Origin of the sequence: Nocardioides abyssi (genome assembly GCF_030412915.1) — a bacterium.
Taxonomy (GTDB): domain Bacteria; phylum Actinomycetota; class Actinomycetes; order Propionibacteriales; family Nocardioidaceae; genus Nocardioides; species Nocardioides abyssi.
Genome location: NZ_JAUHJR010000009.1, coordinates 95305 through 111418, shown reverse-complemented (window position 1 = coordinate 111418; position 16114 = coordinate 95305). Strand labels below are relative to the sequence as shown.

Genomic DNA, 16114 nt, shown 5'->3' with positions numbered 1-16114 from the left:
GCGATGACGCTCGACGAGGTGGCGGCGGTCGTCGGTGGCACCGTCGACGGCGACGGCACCACCCGGGTGACCGGGCCGGCGTACCTCGACAGCCGCGAGCCCGTCGTCGGCGGGCTGTTCGTGGCGGTCGCGGGGGAGCGGGTCGACGGCCACGAGTACGCCGCGCACGCCCACGCCGTGCTCGGCAGCCGGCGGACCGGGCGCCCCTCGGTGCTGGTCGACGACCCGGTCGCGGCGCTGGCCCGGCTGGGCCGCCACGTCGTCGACGGGACCGGCGCCACCGTGCTGGCGCTGACCGGGTCCCAGGGCAAGACCGGCACCAAGGACTACCTCGCCCACGTGCTCGCGACCGTCGCCGGCAGCGGGGTGCCCGACAGCACGGTCGCGACCCGGGGCAACTTCAACAACGAGATCGGCGTCCCCCTCACCGTGCTGCGCGCGACCTCCGACACCACCCACCTCGTCGTCGAGATGGGGGCGCGCGGCATCGGGCACATCCGCTACCTGTGCGAGGTCGCGCCGCCGACGGTGGCCGCGGTGCTCAACGTCGGCACCGCCCACCTCGGCGAGTTCGGCTCCCGCGAGGCGATCGCCCGGGCCAAGGGCGAGATCGTCGAGGCGCTCCCGGCCACCGGCACGGCCGTCCTCAACGCCGACGACCCGCTGGTCGCGGCGATGGCGCCGCGCACCGAGGCCTGCGTGCTGACCTTCGGAGAGGCCGGCGACGTCACCTGGCGCGGGCTCGAGCTCGACGAGCTCGGCCGCCCGACCTTCGAGCTCGGCCACGCGGGGGCCTGGCACCCGGTCGCGCTGCGGCAGGTCGGGGCCCACCAGGTCGCCAACGCCGCCGCGGCCGCCGCGATGGCGCTCGCCGTCGGCTGCGAGGCCGCCGACGTCGCGACCGCGCTGTCGACCGCGGAGAGCGCGTCGCGCTGGCGGATGGAGCTGCGCGAGCGGGCCGACGGCCTGGTGGTGCTCAACGACACCTACAACGCCAACCCGGCGTCGACCGTCGCCGCGATCGAGGCGCTGGCCGCCATCGGGCGGCGCGGCACGCGGCGTACGGTCGCGGTGCTGGGGGAGATGCGCGAGCTCGGCCCCACCAGCCACGACGACCACGTCGGCGTGGGCCGTGCCGCGGCCGAGGCCGGCATCGACGTCGTCGTCGCTGTCGGGGACCCGGCCGCCGGCATCGCCGAGGGCGCCCGGTCGGTCGCCGGCTGGAGCGGTGAGGCGATGCTCACGGCGGGGCGGGACGAAGCACTGGCCTGGGTGCGGAAGAATGCTGCGGCCGGGGACGCCGTCCTCGTCAAGGCCTCGCGCGGAGCCGCGCTCGAGGTCGTCGCGGAGGGACTGCTGGAGGCCGTGTCGTGAGAGCCGTACTGCTCGGGGGTGGGCTCGCCCTGCTCATCTCCCTGCTCGGCACCCGGGTCGCCATCACGCAGTTCACCCGGCTGGGCTACGGCCAGGAGATCCGCGACGACGGCCCCACCAGCCACCACACCAAGCGCGGCACGCCCACGATGGGCGGCGTCGTCATCATCGCCGCGACCGTCATCGGCTACTTCGCCGCCAAGCTGATCACGATGAGCGAGCCGTCGGCCTCGGCGCTGCTGCTGCTCTTCCTCTTCGTCGGCATGGGCCTGGTCGGCTTCCTCGACGACTTCATCAAGATCTCCAAGCAGCGCAGCCTGGGCCTGCGCAGCAAGGCCAAGATGGTCGGGCAGACCGTCATCGCGCTGGTCTTCGGCTTCCTGGCGCTCTCGCCGTGGCTCGAGGACGACCGCGGCCGCACGCCCGCCTCGGACCACATCTCCTTCATCCGCGACTTCACCGCCTTCGCGCTGCCGACCGTCGTGGTGATGGCGCTGATCTGGCTGATCGTCACCGCCACCTCCAACGCGGTGAACCTCACCGACGGCCTCGACGGGCTCGCCACCGGTGCGAGCGTGATGGTCTTCGGCGCCTACACGCTGGTCAACATCTGGCAGAACAACCAGTCCTGCGAGATCTCGCCCGGCGCCACCTGCTACGAGGTGCGCGACCCGCTCGACCTGGCCGTCATCGCCGCCGCGATCACCGGCGCCTGCTTCGGCTTCCTGTGGTGGAACGCCTCGCCGGCGCAGATCTTCATGGGCGACACCGGCTCGCTCGCGCTCGGCTCGGCGCTCGCCGGCTTCGCGATCCTCACCCGCACCGAGCTGCTGCTCGTCGTGCTCGGCGGGGTCTTCGTCGTCGAGACCCTCTCGGTGATGCTCCAGGTCGGCTGGTTCCGGATCAGCGGCGGCAAGCGGATCTTCCGGATGGCACCCATCCACCACCACTTCGAGATGCTCGGCTGGGAGCAGGTCACGGTCGTCATCCGGTTCTGGATCGTCACCGGCCTCTGCGTCGCCGCCGGCCTCGGCATCTTCTACGCCGAGTGGGTCGCAGGAATCTGATGGGCGCCGCCGACCGTCTCGACAGCCTCGGCCAGACCGAGTCCTGGGAGGGCGTCCGCGCCGTCGTCGCCGGCTTCGGGGTCTCCGGCTTCGCCGCCGCCGACAACCTGCTCCACCTCGGTGCCGACGTCACCGCGCTCGACGAGTCGGCCTCCGGCAAGGAGGAGAAGGCCGAGCTGCTCGAGGTGCTCGGTGCCTCGATCCGGCTCGAGCAGGGCGCCACGGCCGTCCTTCCCGACGACGTCGACGTGCTGGTCACCAGCCCCGGCTGGCGCCCCGACGCGCCGCTGCTGGCCCAGGCCCACGCCCGCGGCGTGCCCGTCTGGGGCGAGGTCGAGCTCGCCTGGCGCCTGCGCCACCCCGAGCACGCCGCGCCCTGGCTGGCGGTGACCGGCACCAACGGCAAGACCACGACCGTGCAGATGCTGGACGCGATCCTGCGCGCCGCCGGCCTGCGCAGCGTCGCCGCCGGCAACGTCGGCCTGCCGCTGGTCGAGGCGGTCATGGACCCCACGCCGTACGACGCGCTGGCCGTCGAGCTCTCCAGCTTCCAGCTCCACTACACCCGCTCGATGGCGGCCGAGTCCGCGGCCGTGCTCAACCTCGCCGAGGACCACCTGGACTGGTACGCCGGCGGCTGGGCCGGCGACGCGGACCCGATGACGGCGTACGCCGCCGACAAGGGCCGCGTCTACGAGGGCGTCCAGCGCGCCTGCGTCTACAACGTCGCCGACCCCGCGACCGAGCGGCTGGTCCGCGAGGCCGACGTGCAGGACGGCGCCCGTGCGATCGGCTTCACCCTCGGCATGCCGGGCGTCGGCATGGTCGGCCTGGTCGAGGACATCCTCGTCGACCGCGCCTTCATCGAGGAGCGCGGCACGAGCGCGGCCGAGCTGTGCACGGTCGCCGACCTCGCCAGCCCCGCCCCGCACTTCGTCGCCGACGCGCTGGCGGCGGCCGCGCTCGCCCGGGCCCACGGGGTCTCCCAGCAGGCGGTCCGCGACGGGCTGCGCGCCTTCCGCCCCGACGCCCACCGCATCGCGGTCGTGGCCGAGCACGAGGGCGTCACCTGGGTCGACGACTCCAAGGCCACCAACCCCCACGCGGCCCAGTCCTCGCTGCAGGCCCACGACCCGGTCGTCTGGATCGCGGGCGGCCTGGCCAAGGGCGCGCGCTTCGACGACCTGGTCCGCACGGTGCGCGACCGGCTGCGCGGCGTCGTCCTCCTCGGCCGCGACCGCGGGGTGGTCGCCGAGGCGCTCGCGCGACACGCGCCCGATGTGCCCGTGATCGACGTCGACGCCGGTGAGACTGGTGCCGAACAGGCTCCCATGGAGCGCGTCGTGGAGGCGGCGGCCACGTTGGCCCGACCCGGCGACACGGTCCTGCTGGCTCCCGGATGCGCCTCCATGGACCTGTTCGCCAGCTACGCCGACCGCGGGGAGCAGTTCGCGGCCGCCGTGCGCAGGAGGACCGGGCAGCACTGAGGCAGCGAGACGAGGAGGCGGGCCGTGTCCACCACCGTCGAGCCGCCCAGCAGCCGGTCGGCCGGCCGGCCGAGCCGTGAGCCGGGGGAGTCCCGCACGTCCCCGACGGCCCGGGAGCCCGCCGAGGCCGCCGAGCCGCGCACCGGTCGGTTCGCCTGGTTCGCGGCGGTCCGCGAGGCGCTCGACAAGCCGCTGACGGCCTACTACCTGCTGCTCGGCGCGTCCGGGCTGCTGCTCACCATCGGTCTGATCATGGTGCTGAGCGCGTCGAGCGTGTACTCCTTCCGCGTCTTCGACAACTCCTACGCGATCGTCACCCGCCAGCTCATGTGGGTCGCGCTGGGCCTGCCGGCGGCGTACGTCGCCAGCCGGATGAGCACGCGCTGGCTCAAGCGGCTCGCGTTCCCGGCGTACCTCGTCGCGCTCGTGCTGCTGCTGATGACCGCCTTCCTCGGCGTCACCGTCAACGGCAACCAGAACTGGCTCGCGCTCGGCCCGATCCAGATCCAGCCCTCGGAGATCGCCAAGCTGGCCCTGGTCATCTGGGCCGCGGCGACCTACGCCAACAAGGAGCGCCGGCTCGGCCAGCTGCACCAGATCATGGTGCCGGTCGTCCCCGGCCTGCTGCTGGCCACCGCGCTCGTCGTCGTGGGCCGCGACCTCGGCACCGCGCTGGTCTTCATGGCGATCCTGCTCGGCCTGCTGTGGGTGGTCGGTGCGCCCGCGCGCTTCTTCACCTTCAGCCTGTCGATCCTCAGCGTGCTGGCGATCTTCATCGCCTCCACCAGCTCCGAGCGGCTGGGGCGCATCACCAACTTCGTCGACCCCTTCCAGGACTACCACGACGCGGGCTGGCAGCCCGCCCACGGCCTGTACGCGCTCTCGACCGGCGGCGTCTTCGGCCAGGGCATCGGCGCCAGCCAGCAGAAGTGGGGCGACCTGCCCGAGGCCCACACCGACTTCATCTTCGCCGTGCTCGGCGAGGAGCTCGGCCTGGTCGGCACGCTGCTCGTCGTGGGGCTCTTCCTGACCATCGCCTACGCCGCGCTCCGGGTCGCCCGCGAGACCGCCGACCCGTTCGTGCGCTACTGCACCTTCGGCATCGTGGTGTGGCTGATCGGCCAGATGATCATCAACGTCGGCATGGTGCTGGCCCTGCTGCCGGTCATCGGCATCCCGCTCCCGCTGGTCTCCTACGGCGGGTCCGCGCTGCTCCCGTCCCTGGTGGCCCTCGGCCTGCTCATCGGCTTCGCCCGCCGCGAGCCGGAGGCGGCCCGCGCCCTCGCGCACCGCAAGCGCGAGCGCGGCCGCTCGCTCGTAGGCTGACCCGCGATGCGCGTCCTGCTCGCCGGCGGTGGAACCGCCGGCCACACCTCGCCCCTGCTCGCCACCGCCGATGCCCTCAAGCGGCTGCGGCCCGACGTGGAGATCACCTGCCTGGGCACGCCCCGCGGGCTGGAGAACCGCGTCGTGCCCGAGGCCGGCTACCCCCTCGAGCTCATCCCGCCGGTGCCGCTGCCCCGCAAGGTCGGCGGCGACCTGCTGCGCGTGCCGTCCCGGCTGCGCGCGGCCGTCCGCGCGACCAACGACGTGCTCGACCGGGTCCGGCCCGACGTGGTCGTCGGCTACGGCGGCTACGTGTCGGTGCCGGCGTACCTCGCCGCCCGCCGTCGCGGGGTGCCGGTCGTCGTCCACGAGCAGAACGCCCTGCCCGGCATCGGCAACAAGGTCGGGGCGCGCGTCGCGCGTCGTGTCGCGGTGTCCTTCCCCGACACGCCGCTGCCCAAGGCGGAGTACGTCGGCCTGCCGATCCGCCGGATGATCGCCACCCTCGACCGGCCGGCGCTGCGGGCCGAGGCGCGGGCCTTCTTCGGGCTCGACCCCGACCTGCCCACGCTCGTCGTGACCGGCGGCTCCCAGGGCGCGCGCCGGCTCAACCAGTCGGTCTCCGGTGCTGCCGAGGCCCTCGGTGCGGCCGGCGTGCAGGTGCTGCACGTCGTCGGCCCGAAGGGCGAGGCGACGCCCGTGGCGACCGGCACGCCGTACGTCGTCGTCGACTTCGTCGACCGGATGGACCTCGCGCTGGCCGCCGCGGACCTGATGGTCTGCCGGGCCGGCGCCAACAGCGTCACCGAGGCCGCCGCGTCCGGCGTGCCCACGGTCTTCGTGCCGCTGCCGATCGGCAACGGCGAGCAGGAGCACAACGCCCGGCCCGTCGTCGACGCCGGGGGAGCGCTGCTGGTCTCCGACGCGGCGTTCACCTCCGAGTGGGTCGCGGCGACCGTCCCGGGCCTGGCCCACGACGCCGAGCGGCTCGCCGCGATGAGCGCGGCCGCCAGCGGCCTGGTCCCGCGCGACGCCGACGAGGAGCTGGCCCGCATCGTGCTCGAGGTCGGCGGGGCCGGCGCGTGAGGATCCCCGTCCCGGACGTCGTCCCGCCCGCCGAGGAGCTCGGCCGCGTCCACTTCGTCGGCATCGGCGGCGCCGGCCTCTCGGCGATCGCCCGGATCATGCTGGCCCGCGGCATCGGGGTGAGCGGCAGCGACGGCGTCGACAGCGCCACGCTGGCGTCCCTGCGCGAGGCCGGCGCGACCGTCTTCGTCGGCCACGACGCCGCCCAGGTGGGCGACGCCGACACCCTCGTGGTCTCCACCGCGGTCCGCGAGGACAACCCGGAGTACGTCGAGGCCGTCCGCCGCGGCCTGCGCGTCCTCCCACGCTCCTCCGCGCTCGCCTCGGTCATGGCCGGTCGCCGCGTCGTCGCCGTCGCCGGCACCCACGGCAAGACCACCACCACCTCGCTGCTGACCGTCGCGCTCCAGTCCGCCGGCGCCGACCCGACCTACGCGGTCGGGGGCGAGCTCGCCGCCACCGGCACCAACGCGGCCGAGGGCAGCGGCGACCTCTTCGTCGCCGAGGCCGACGAGAGCGACGGCGCGTTCCTGCACTACGCGCCGCACGCCGCCGTCGTCACCAACGTCGACGCCGACCACCTCGACCAGTGGGGCACCCCGGAGGCGTACGCCGCCGCGTTCGACGAGTTCGCCGACACCGTCTCGCCCGACGGGTTCCTCGTCTGCGTGGTCGACGACCCCGGGGCGGCGGCGCTGGCCGAGCGGCACCGGGCCCTCGGCCGCCGCGTCGTCACCGTCTCCACCCGCGCCGACGCTGCGGACTCGGTCGACGTCGGCCCGGACGCGCTCGCGGGGATCACGCTCTGGTCGCCCGGCGACCACTACCTCGCCGACGCGCTGGCCGCGCTGGCCACCGGGCTGGCCCTCGGGCTCGACCACGCCGCGCTGGCGGCCGGCCTGGCGGCGTACACCGGGACGAAGCGGCGGATGGAGCGCAAGGGCGAGGCCGGCGGCGTCCGCGTCTACGACAGCTACGCCCACCACCCCGCCGAGATCATCGGCGACCTGCAGTCGGGTCGCGCGCTGGCGGGGGAGGGGCGGCTCGTCGTCGCCTTCCAGCCGCACCTGGTCTCGCGCACGCGGATCTTCGGCGAGGCGATGGGTCAGGCCCTCGGCGCCGCCGACGAGGTCGTGCTCACCGACGTCTACCTCGCCCGCGAGGAGGCCGACCCCGACGTCACCGGGGCGTACGTCGCCGGCTCGGTGCCGCTGCCGGCCGACCGGGTCGCGTTCGTGCCCGACCTGGCCGACGTCGCCGCCGAGCTCGCGCGCCGCGCCCGCCCCGGCGACCTGGTGCTGACGCTCGGCGCCGGCACGATCACCACCGTTGGCCCCCTCGTGCTGGAGCTGCTGGCCGACCATGGCTGACCGGTCGAGCACCGACACCTTCGAGCGCACCCGCCGCCGGTTCGTCCGCCGGCAGCGGGCCGGCCGGCGACGCCGCTGGCGGCTCGTGCTCGCGGTGGTGCTGGTGCTCGCGCTGCTCGTCGGCGGGCTGTGGCTGGTGTTCTTCTCCGAGCGGCTCGCCGTGCAGGGCGTCGAGGTGCGCGGCACCGACCGGCTCAGCACCGGCGAGGTCCGCAGCGCGGCCGCCGTCCCGACGGGGGAGCCGCTCGCCACGCTCGACCTCGCGGCCATCGAGGCCCGGGTCGAGACCCTGGCGCCGGTGCGCGAGGTCGACGTGTCGCGGCAGTGGCCGGACAAGGTGCTGGTCGAGGTCACCGAGCGCACGCCGGTGGCGGTGGTCGCGATCGGCGGCGACGTCCGCGGGCTCGACGCCGAGGGCGTGGTCTTCGACCGCTTCCGCAAGGCACCTCCGGGCCTGCCGCGCGTGCAGGTCTCGGCCGACGTCGCCGACGACGCGCTCGTCGAGGCCGCCGCGATCGTCGCGGCCCTGCCCGAGGAGCTCGCCGCCGCGGTCGACCACGTCGAGGTCCGCACGATCGACCAGGTCTCGCTGGCGATGCGCGACGGCCGCACCGTCCGGTGGGGGAGCTCGGACGCCTCGGAGCAGAAGGCCGAGGTCCTCGCCGGCCTCCTCGCCGCCCAGGAGGCCCCGATCTACGACGTCTCCGTCCCGGGCCAGCCCACCGTCTGCACCCAGCCCGCCGTCTGCGGCGACGACTGACCCGTCCCCGCACGACGCGGCACGCCCCGACGCGGCACACACGACGGGAGGCACGACACGCGCGACACGCGGCGTGTCCTCCCGGATCGGACCGGGTGTGCTGCCTAGTGTCGTCCGCACGACGAGGTTGACATAACTATAACCCTCCACCTGAGGGTCAGAGTTGCGGACACGCCGAGTCGGACGACTTCCCCGCGCGGGCCACCACCCGCGCCGCGTCGCACCCAGACCCGTACCGACCTCCATCGAAAGGCGAAGCCGCCGTGGCAGCTGCACAGAACTACCTGGCCATCATCAAGGTCGTGGGCATCGGCGGTGGCGGCGTCAACGCCGTCAACCGGATGATCGAGGTGGGGCTCAAGGGTGTCGAGTTCATCGCGATCAACACCGACGCCCAGGCCCTCCTCATGAGCGACGCCGACGTCAAGCTCGACATCGGCCGCGAGCTCACCCGCGGCCTCGGCGCCGGCGCCAACCCCGACGTCGGCGGCCGTGCCGCCGAGGACCACGCCGACGAGATCGAGGAGGTCATCAAGGGCGCCGACATGGTGTTCGTGACCGCCGGCGAGGGTGGCGGCACCGGCACCGGCGGTGCGCCGGTCGTCGCCCGCATCGCCCGCTCGCTGGGCGCCCTGACCATCGGTGTCGTCACCCGGCCGTTCGCCTTCGAGGGCCGCCGCCGCGCCAACTCCGCCGAGGAGGGCATCGCCGCGCTGCGCGAGGAGGTCGACACCCTCATCGTCATCCCGAACGACCGGCTGCTCTCGATCAGCGACCGCAACGTCTCGGTGCTCGACGCGTTCAAGCAGGCCGACCAGGTGCTGCTCCAGGGCGTCTCGGGCATCACCGACCTGATCACGACCCCGGGCCTGATCAACCTCGACTTCGCCGACGTCAAGTCGGTCATGGCCAACGCCGGCTCCGCGCTCATGGGCATCGGCTCGGCCCGGGGCGAGGACCGCTCGGTCGCCGCCGCGGAGATGGCGGTCTCCAGCCCGCTGCTGGAGGCGTCCATCGACGGCGCCCACGGCGTGCTGCTCTCGATCGCCGGCGGCTCCGACCTCGGCCTGTTCGAGATCAACGAGGCCGCGGCCCTGGTCGCGCAGGCCGTCCACCCCGAGGCCAACATCATCTTCGGTGCGACCATCGACGACGCCCTCGGTGACGAGGTCCGCGTGACGGTCATCGCCGCCGGCTTCGACGGGGGGACGCCGAAGCGTCGCGACGAGGGCACGGTGCTGCGCCGCGAGCCCAAGCCGCAGCAGTCGCAGGAGGAGACCCGCAACGCCGCGCAGGCGCTCGCGGCCGGTCGCCAGGAGGCGCCGCGCCAGGAGCAGCGCGAGCCGGTGGCCGCGGCCACCCGCCCGCAGGGGGCCCCGAGCCAGCAGGGGTACCAGGGCCAGCAGGGCCAGGCCCAGCCCCAGCAGGCGCAGCGCCCGGCGCCGCGGCAGGTGCAGTTCGACGACGACGAGCTGGACGTCCCGGACTTCCTGAAGTAAGCCGCAGGAGCACCGTGTACGCCTTCCGCACGACGCACGGCCCTGCTGGCCGGTCCGTGGAGCTCGCCTTCACCGACCGGCTCGGCGGGGTCAGCGCCGCGCCGTGGGACGAGCTGGACCTGGCGATCGAGGGCGAGGACCCCGAGGAGGCCCGTGCGGAGAACCTCTGCCGGGTGCTCGCGGACTTCGCCCCCGACGCCGGCCTGGCCGACCTGCGGCAGGTGCACGGCCGCGAGGTCGTCACCGCGGACGGACCGGTCGAGCGCGTGCCCGGTGACGGCATCGTCACCACCCGCTCCGACGTGGTGCTGATGGTCCGCGCGGCCGACTGCGTGCCGGTGCTGCTGTCCGGGGGCACGGTCGTGGGCGCGGCCCACGCCGGCCGGGCCGGGGTGGCGGCCGGGGTCGTCCCGGCGACGGTGGAGCGGATGCGTGAGCTGGGTGCGGCCGACGTGGTCGCGTGGATCGGCCCGCACGTGTGCGGGGGTTGCTACGAGGTGCCGGAGCAGATGCAGGAGGAGGTGGGGTCGGTGGAGCCGACGACGGTCGCGACGACGACGTGGGGCACGCCGTCCCTGGACCTCGGCGCGGGTGTCCGCGCCCAGCTCGAGCGCCTCGGCGTGGAGGTCGTCGACGTCTCCCGCTGCACGGTGGAGTCGCCCGACCTCTACTCCCACCGGCGCGACGGCCGGGGCGCGGGGCGCCACGCCGGCCTGGTCCGGAGGGTCGCGTGAGCAGGCGGGCCGAGCTCGCCGCCGGCCTGGCCGCGGTCCGTGAGCGGGTCGCCGGCGCGTGCGCCGAGGCCGGTCGCGACGTCGACGAGGTCACCCTCGTCGTGGTCACCAAGTTCTTCCCGGCCTCCGACGTGTGCCTGCTCGCCGACCTCGGGGTCACCGACGTGGGGGAGAACCGCCACCAGGAGGCCCAGGCCAAGGCCGAGGAGTGTGCCGACCTCGGCCTGCGGTGGCACTTCATCGGCGGGCTGCAGTCCAACAAGGCGGCCGCCGTGGCGGCGTACTCCTCGGTCGTGGAGTCCGTCGACCGGGCCAAGCTGGTCGGTCCGCTCGCCCGGGGCGCGGCCGGCCGGGAGCAGCCGATGGACGTGCTGCTCCAGGTGAGCCTGGACCCGCCCGGCCGGGAGGGCCGTGCGGGGGTCGACCCCGACGACCTGGGGGCCCTGGCCTCCCGGGTCGAGCAGGAGCAGGACCTGCGGCTGCGCGGCCTGATGGCCGTGGCGCCGCTGGGGGAGGACCCGGCGACGGCGTTCGCCCGGCTGGCCGAGGTGCGGGCGGCGTTCGTCGCCGAGCACCCGGCGGCGACCTGGCTGTCCGCCGGCATGTCCGGCGATCTCGAGCACGCGGTGCGCCTCGGCGCGACACACGTGCGGATTGGCTCGGCGGTCCTCGGTTCGAGGCCCACGGGCAAGTAGTGTCCGATTCATCCAAGGAGTGCCCCTCGCGGGCGCTGAGTCCCGAAAGGTCACACCCATGAGCGGCGCGATGCGCAGGATCGGCGAGTACCTCGGCCTGCTCGAGGACACCGGCCGGTACGACGACGAGTACGACGGCGACGACTACCACACCCAGGAGACGACGCCCGTCGCCGCGGCAGCGCGTGCCCAGCGGCCTCGTCCCGCCGGCCCGGCTCCCGTCGCGGACCTCGCCGAGCGCCGCCGCCCGGTGGCGCCGGTCGCCTCGGTGCCCGCGCCCGGCGTGGTCGCCGAGCTCAGCCGGATCACGACCCTGCACCCGAGCACCTACAACGAGGCGCGCACCGTGGGGGAGAACTTCCGCGAGGGCGTCCCGGTCATCATGAACCTCTCGGAGATGGACGACGCCGACGCCAAGCGGCTCGTCGACTTCGCTGCCGGCCTGGTCTTCGCCACCCGTGGCACGATCGAGCGCGTCACCAACAAGGTGTTCCTCCTGTCGCCGCCCAACGTCTCGGTGGCCGCGGAGGACAAGCAGCGGATCGCCGAGGGCGGTTTCTTCAACCAGAGCTGAGCTGAGGGGTACTTGAACGCCGTCTGGCAGATCGCTTACGGCCTCACCTGGGCGTTCGTCGCACTGCTGTGGGTGCGCTTCATCGTCGACTGGGTGCAGGTCTTCGCCCGCTCGTGGTCGCCCTCGGGCCCGCTCCTGGTGCTGCTCGAGGTCGTCTACTCGATCACCGACCCGCCGATCAAGGCGCTGCGCCGCGTCGTCCCGCCGCTGCGGCTGGGGAGCGTGGCGCTGGACCTGAGCTTCATCCTCGTGATGATCCTGGCCTGGGTCCTGCTCAACATCTTCCGCGGACTGGCCTACTAGAGCCTTCGAGAGCCGTCGAGAACCTGGCGCGTCCGGCCCCGGTGACCGGCGTCTCTCGTCGAGTCACACCTGTCCCAGGCCAGACGCTATTGTTCGACGGAGCAGCTGCCAGACGCTCTGCCACAACCGACACGACAACGAATGGGTGAGGTCATGCCGCTGACGCCTGAGGACGTGAGCAACAAGCGCTTTACTCCTGTCCGGCTCCGCGAGGGCTACGACATGGGGGAGGTCGACCAGTTCCTCGACGAGGTGGAGGCCGAGCTCGCGCGGCTCACGAAGGAGAACGACGACCTCCGGGCGAAGCTGTCCTCCGTGCAGTCGGGCACCCAGGCGGTGCCGGTGGCCCAGCCGGAGCCCACTCCCGAGCCGGTCGCCGAGAAGGCCCCCGAGCCGGAGCCGGTCGCGCAGCAGCCGGTCGCCGCTGCCGTCGGTGGCCCCGTGGAGACCATCCGCGTCGAGACGGTCCCGCAGGCCTCCAACGCTGCGGCGCGCCTGCTCGAGATCGCCACGCGCAACGCGGACGAGCTCGTCGAGGAGGCCAAGAACGACGCCGACAAGATCGTCGGCGAGGCCCGCACCAAGGCCGAGCGCCTCGAGTCGGAGTCGAAGTCGAAGGCCGACCGCCTCGAGTCCGACGCCCGCACCCGCGCGCAGATGCTCGACTCCGAGACCGCCGAGCGTCGCCAGCAGATGTTCGGTGAGCTCGAGCGCGAGCGCGACCGCCTCAGCAACGAGGTGGAGACCCTCCGCTCGTTCGAGCGCGAGTACCGCTCCCGCCTCAAGACCTACTTCACCCAGCAGCTCGAGGCCCTCGGCTCCGCCGAGAGCGCCGCGCCGACCGACGAGCAGCCCGCCCCCAAGCGGCTCCGCTCGATCCTCGGCGAGGACGAGAGCTGAGCAGCACCACAGCTGCGACGTAGGACCTCCGGACGGCCGGCCCCACTGGGGTCGGCCGTCCGTCGCGTCCGGGGTGCGGTTGGCGTGGCCCCCGCGCTCCGCTAACCTCCGCCCACACGGTGGCCCCACGTCACCGGGACCGGCCCGAGGAGGACCGATGGCAGGCAGCGCTGGGAGGACCACCGCGAAGGCGGCGGGCAAGGGAGCGGCCAGCACGAAGGCGGCAGCGGACCAGGCGCCGCTGGCCAGCCTGGTCGTCAAGGAGGGCGAGGAGGCCTGGACGAGCGCCGAGCTCGCCGAGGTCATCGACGAGCTGCACCAGCAGCGCGAGCACAGCGCGACGATCATCGAGGGGCTCGACGACGAGCTGACCGGGCTGATGCGCGACTCCGGGGACGGCGCCGGGCAGGACCAGGCCGACATCGGGTCGACGTCCTTCGAGCGCGACCACGAGCTCACCGTGCTCAACAACGAGCGGGAGAAGGTCGCGCAGATCGACCGGGCGCTCGGCCGCATCGACGACGGGACGTACGGCGTGTGCGAGTCGTGCGGCGAACCCATCGGCAAGATGCGGTTGATGGCTTTCCCGCGTGCGACACTCTGCATGCCATGCAAGCAGCGCGAGGAACGTCGCTGAGCGACGACACCGACCGTCCCGCCGTACCCTCGACGCCGCGCAGGCTCCGCCTCCGGCTGCTGCTCGCCGCGGTCTTCGCGGTGCTGTACGCCGTGGACGTGGTCTCCAAGGTCCTGGCCGTCGAGCACCTGACCGGGCGCCCCGACGTCGAGGTGGTCGGGGACCTGCTGGTCCTGCACCTGGTGCGCAACCCGGGTGCGGCGTTCAGCACCGGCACGGAGTACACCGTGGTGCTGTCCTGCATCGCGGCCGGCGCCGCCGTCGTGGTGCTGTGGCTGGCCCGCCGGGTCGGCAACGTCGTCTGGGCGGTCGCGCTCGGCGTCCTGCTGGCCGGCATCGTCGGCAACCTGACCGACCGGCTGCTGCGTTCGCCCGGGCCGCTGCGCGGGCACGTGATCGACATGTTCATGCTGCCCAACTGGCCGGTCTTCAACGTGGCCGACATCTGCATCAACGTCGCGGCGGGGCTGATCCTGCTCCAGGCGTTCCGCGGCGTGCGCATCGACGGCAGCCGAGACGGAGACGACGCATGACCCAGGTCGACCACCGCAGCCTGAGCGTCCCGGACGGCCTCGCCGGCGAGCGCGTCGACGCCGCCATCGCGCGGATGTTCGGCCTGTCGCGGACCCGCGCCGCCGACCTGATCGCCGAGGGCCACGTGCGCCTCGACGGGGCCGAGATCGGCAAGAGCGACCGGGTGCTGCCCGGCGCGGTCATCGACGTGACGATCCCGAGCATGGTCGACCCGCTCGAGGTCGTGCCGGAGATCGTCGAGGGCATCGGGATCATCCACGACGACGACGCGATCGTGGTGATCGACAAGCCGGTCGGCGTCGCCGTGCACCCCTCGCCCGGCTGGTCCGGCCCGACGGTGGTCGGCCACCTCGCGGGCGCCGGCTTCCGCATCGCGACCAGCGGCGCCTCGGAGCGCCAGGGGATCGTGCAGCGCCTCGACGTCGGCACCTCGGGCGTGATGGTGATCGCCAAGTCCGAGCACGCCTACTCGGTGCTGAAGAACGCCTTCCGCAACCGCACGGTCGACAAGACCTACCACGCGCTCGTGCAGGGCCACCCGGACCCGTTGGAGGGCACCGTCGACGCCCCGATCGGCCGGCACCCCAAGGCCGACTACAAGTTCGCGGTGATGGCCGACGGCCGCCCGAGCGTCACGCACTACAACACCCTCGAGGCGCACCGGTTCGCCAGCCTGCTCGAGGTGCACCTCGAGACCGGCCGCACCCACCAGATCCGGGTGCACATGGCCGCGCTCAAGCACCCGTGCGTCGGCGACATGACCTACGGCGCCGACCCGACGCTGGGCCGACGGGTGGGCCTGGAGCGGCAGTGGCTGCACGCGGTGCGGCTCGGCTTCGAGCACCCCGAGACCGGCGAGCAGGTGAGCTACGAGTCGACGTACCCCGCCGACCTGGCGCACGCGCTCGAGGTCATCCGTGACGCCCACTGAGCCCGGGACCGGTCCGGACGAGGTGACGGTCCGCCCGGCCGTGCCGGGCGACGCGGGCGCGATCGCCGCCGTCCACCTGCGCGCCCGCCGGGCCGCGCCGATGCCCGAGCCGGCCCACCCCGACAGCACGCTCGCCCCGTTCCTGGCGACCCGCATCGGTGCCGACCAGGTGTGGGTCGCGCAGGCGGGGGAGCGGGTCGTGGGCTACGCGCGCCACACCGCGACCTGGCTCGACGACCTGTACGTCGACCCGTCGGCCGCCCGCCAGGGCATCGGTTCGCTGCTGCTCGACGTCGTGAAGGACCGGCTCGCGGACGGCTTCTGCCTGTGGGTCTTCGCCTCCAACACCCCGGCCCGCGCGTTCTACGCCCGCCACGGGCTCGTCGAGCTCGAGGAGACCGACGGGTCCGCCAACGAGGAGCGGGCGCCCGACGTGCGCCTGGCCTGGCCGGGGCGCGAGCCGCTGCGCTTCCTCCGCGGGCTGGTCGACGAGGTCGACGAGGAGCTCGGCGACCTGCTGGCCCGCCGGGCGGCCCTGACCCGGGCGATCCAGCCGCTGAAGACCGACCGCACGCGTGACCCCGCCCGCGAGCGGGAGGTCGCCGAGCGGGTCGCCCGCCGCGCCCCCGCGCTCGGCGCCGACCGGCTCGTCCCCGTCGTCGACGCGATCATCACCGCCTCCCTGGACGCGGCCGCGTCCAACCGCTGACGGGTGCGTCACGCCCGGCGGGACTGTCGGCGGTGAGTGCCAGCATCGGGTCCGGCCGTCGAGTAACCTGACGTCCTTCCCCCAGGATCGACGCCGGGCCGTCCACCCGGTGGCTGGTGCTGCCCTAC

17 protein-coding genes are annotated in these 16114 nt (G+C 73.8%); all 17 read left to right on the top strand.

Annotated features, from left to right (window positions below; genetic code table 11):
- Positions 1-3: 3 nt before the first annotated feature.
- Entirely contained in the window at positions 4-1374 is a 1371-nt protein-coding gene (locus QWY29_RS17580) for a UDP-N-acetylmuramoyl-tripeptide--D-alanyl-D-alanine ligase (RefSeq protein ID WP_300962459.1), read from the top strand.
- On the top strand, positions 1371-2441 hold the full coding sequence (mraY, locus tag QWY29_RS17575; protein ID WP_300962421.1) for a phospho-N-acetylmuramoyl-pentapeptide-transferase: 1071 nt from the start codon (positions 1371-1373) through the stop codon (positions 2439-2441). Before QWY29_RS17580 ends, mraY begins: the two co-directional genes overlap by 4 nt.
- Positions 2441-3928 carry a UDP-N-acetylmuramoyl-L-alanine--D-glutamate ligase gene (murD, locus tag QWY29_RS17570; protein WP_300962420.1) on the top strand — a complete coding sequence of 496 codons (1488 nt, stop codon included), beginning with the start codon at positions 2441-2443 and terminating at the stop codon, positions 3926-3928. Before mraY ends, murD begins: the two co-directional genes overlap by 1 nt.
- Before the next feature lie 24 nt (positions 3929-3952).
- Positions 3953-5254 (top strand): putative lipid II flippase FtsW, encoded by a 1302-nt coding sequence (gene ftsW, locus QWY29_RS17565; RefSeq protein WP_300962419.1) that lies wholly within the window; start codon positions 3953-3955, stop codon positions 5252-5254.
- Positions 5255-5260: 6 nt separating this feature from the next.
- Complete coding sequence (gene murG / locus QWY29_RS17560; RefSeq protein WP_300962418.1) at positions 5261-6340, top strand: undecaprenyldiphospho-muramoylpentapeptide beta-N-acetylglucosaminyltransferase; 1080 nt, start codon at positions 5261-5263, stop codon at positions 6338-6340.
- A complete protein-coding gene (gene murC / locus QWY29_RS17555) occupies positions 6337-7710 on the top strand; it encodes a UDP-N-acetylmuramate--L-alanine ligase (RefSeq protein ID WP_300962417.1) in 1374 nt (457 codons plus the stop codon). The genes murG and murC overlap by 4 nt, the downstream gene beginning before the upstream one ends.
- The gene (locus QWY29_RS17550; RefSeq protein WP_300962416.1) at positions 7703-8470 is read left to right on the top strand and encodes a cell division protein FtsQ/DivIB; all 768 of its coding nucleotides are present in this window, start codon (positions 7703-7705) and stop codon (positions 8468-8470) included. The genes murC and QWY29_RS17550 overlap by 8 nt, the downstream gene beginning before the upstream one ends.
- Before the next feature lie 263 nt (positions 8471-8733).
- Positions 8734-9969 (top strand): cell division protein FtsZ, encoded by a 1236-nt coding sequence (gene ftsZ, locus QWY29_RS17545; RefSeq protein WP_300962415.1) that lies wholly within the window; start codon positions 8734-8736, stop codon positions 9967-9969.
- Positions 9970-9983: 14 nt separating this feature from the next.
- The gene (locus QWY29_RS17540) at positions 9984-10703 is read left to right on the top strand and encodes a purine nucleoside phosphorylase YfiH/LACC1 family protein (RefSeq protein WP_300962414.1); all 720 of its coding nucleotides are present in this window, start codon (positions 9984-9986) and stop codon (positions 10701-10703) included.
- The gene (locus tag QWY29_RS17535) at positions 10700-11398 is read left to right on the top strand and encodes a YggS family pyridoxal phosphate-dependent enzyme (protein WP_300962413.1); all 699 of its coding nucleotides are present in this window, start codon (positions 10700-10702) and stop codon (positions 11396-11398) included. Before QWY29_RS17540 ends, QWY29_RS17535 begins: the two co-directional genes overlap by 4 nt.
- A gap of 58 nt (positions 11399-11456) precedes the next feature.
- Positions 11457-11972, top strand: a complete 516-nt coding sequence (locus QWY29_RS17530) for a cell division protein SepF (RefSeq protein WP_300962412.1) — start codon at positions 11457-11459, stop codon at positions 11970-11972.
- Positions 11973-11984: 12 nt separating this feature from the next.
- Positions 11985-12275 (top strand): YggT family protein, encoded by a 291-nt coding sequence (locus tag QWY29_RS17525; protein ID WP_300962410.1) that lies wholly within the window; start codon positions 11985-11987, stop codon positions 12273-12275.
- A 153-nt stretch (positions 12276-12428) separates the two neighbouring features.
- On the top strand, positions 12429-13175 hold the full coding sequence (locus QWY29_RS17520; RefSeq protein WP_300962409.1) for a DivIVA domain-containing protein: 747 nt from the start codon (positions 12429-12431) through the stop codon (positions 13173-13175).
- 157 nt (positions 13176-13332) lie between these two features.
- A complete protein-coding gene (locus QWY29_RS17515) occupies positions 13333-13812 on the top strand; it encodes a TraR/DksA family transcriptional regulator (protein WP_300962408.1) in 480 nt (159 codons plus the stop codon).
- Positions 13785-14345, top strand: a complete 561-nt coding sequence (gene lspA, locus QWY29_RS17510) for a signal peptidase II (protein ID WP_300962406.1) — start codon at positions 13785-13787, stop codon at positions 14343-14345. Before QWY29_RS17515 ends, lspA begins: the two co-directional genes overlap by 28 nt.
- Positions 14342-15277 carry an RluA family pseudouridine synthase gene (locus QWY29_RS17505; protein ID WP_300962405.1) on the top strand — a complete coding sequence of 312 codons (936 nt, stop codon included), beginning with the start codon at positions 14342-14344 and terminating at the stop codon, positions 15275-15277. Before lspA ends, QWY29_RS17505 begins: the two co-directional genes overlap by 4 nt.
- Complete coding sequence (locus QWY29_RS17500) at positions 15264-15986, top strand: GNAT family N-acetyltransferase (protein ID WP_300962404.1); 723 nt, start codon at positions 15264-15266, stop codon at positions 15984-15986. Before QWY29_RS17505 ends, QWY29_RS17500 begins: the two co-directional genes overlap by 14 nt.
- The last annotated feature ends 128 nt before the right edge of the window (positions 15987-16114 follow it).

Excerpts from the sequence above, each read along its gene's own strand:
- QWY29_RS17580 (WP_300962459.1), top strand. The coding sequence starts at position 4 with ATGACGCTCGACGAGGTGGCGGCGGTCGTCGGTGGCACCGTCGACGGC.
- murD (WP_300962420.1), top strand. The coding sequence starts at position 2,441 with ATGGGCGCCGCCGACCGTCTCGACAGCCTCGGCCAGACCGAGTCCTGG.
- murG (WP_300962418.1), top strand. The coding sequence starts at position 5,261 with ATGCGCGTCCTGCTCGCCGGCGGTGGAACCGCCGGCCACACCTCGCCC.
- QWY29_RS17550 (WP_300962416.1), top strand. The coding sequence starts at position 7,703 with ATGGCTGACCGGTCGAGCACCGACACCTTCGAGCGCACCCGCCGCCGG.
- QWY29_RS17530 (WP_300962412.1), top strand. The coding sequence starts at position 11,457 with ATGAGCGGCGCGATGCGCAGGATCGGCGAGTACCTCGGCCTGCTCGAG.
- QWY29_RS17520 (WP_300962409.1), top strand. The coding sequence starts at position 12,429 with ATGCCGCTGACGCCTGAGGACGTGAGCAACAAGCGCTTTACTCCTGTC.
- QWY29_RS17515 (WP_300962408.1), top strand. The coding sequence starts at position 13,333 with ATGGCAGGCAGCGCTGGGAGGACCACCGCGAAGGCGGCGGGCAAGGGA.
- lspA (WP_300962406.1), top strand. The coding sequence starts at position 13,785 with ATGCAAGCAGCGCGAGGAACGTCGCTGAGCGACGACACCGACCGTCCC.
- QWY29_RS17505 (WP_300962405.1), top strand. The coding sequence starts at position 14,342 with ATGACCCAGGTCGACCACCGCAGCCTGAGCGTCCCGGACGGCCTCGCC.